Raw genomic sequence first — 802 nt, forward strand, 5'->3', positions numbered from 1 at the left:
TTCGTCCTGAGCCAGGATCAAACTCTCAATAAAAAGTTTAATCTTTGCTCTTACTCTTATAAAAGAATTGCTGGTTTACTAATTGTTTATTATATTCTGTTCAATTTTCAAAGACCATTTTCTTTTTCATAACTTTCGTTATTACTTTATCGCCCTCAAGCGACTCATTTAGTATATCATCACTAATTCTTCTTGTCAATAACTTTTTAAAGATTTTCTTCAAAATTCTTATCGAAAATTATCTAAAAGTTATATCTGCCTTAGCGACGTGTTTTATCTTAACACATATATATTATTATAATTATTCATAATATCTCAATATATTAATTTATATTAATAATGCTTTAATATTCTCTATTATTCTTATATATTCATATAATGATACGCTCCGATAAGTTGTAATGACTATACCTAATATTTATGGCTAGTAACCCATATTATTAATATTTATATCATAACAATTATTTATAGTTATATTTATTTATTATTAGATCTGACTAGAGATATTTTTATACAAAATAAAAAGAGATAGTTATCTAACTATCTCTTAAACTTACCTAGCAACGTCCTACTCTTCCACACAGTCTCCCATGCAGTACCATCGGCGCTATAGACCTTAACTTTCCTGTTCGGAATGGGAAGGAGTGTTACCTCTATGCCATCATCACTAGATTTATGAAAGTTTTTATTCTTTCAAAATTGCACATAGTTCCTAATGTATTACAACTTAATATTGGTCAAGCCCTCGACCTATTAGTATCAGTCAGCTAAATACGTTACCGCACTTACACCTCTGACCTAT

1 rRNA gene is annotated in these 802 nt (G+C 28.7%); it reads right to left on the reverse strand.

The window, feature by feature from the left end:
* Positions 1–555: 555 nt before the first annotated feature.
* A 5S ribosomal RNA gene (rrf, locus tag BN2920_RS00090) occupies positions 556–672 on the reverse strand.
* Positions 673–802: the final 130 nt, after the last annotated feature.

Origin of the sequence: Clostridium neonatale, assembly GCF_001458595.1 — a bacterium.
Taxonomy (GTDB): Bacteria; Bacillota; Clostridia; order Clostridiales; family Clostridiaceae; genus Clostridium; species Clostridium neonatale.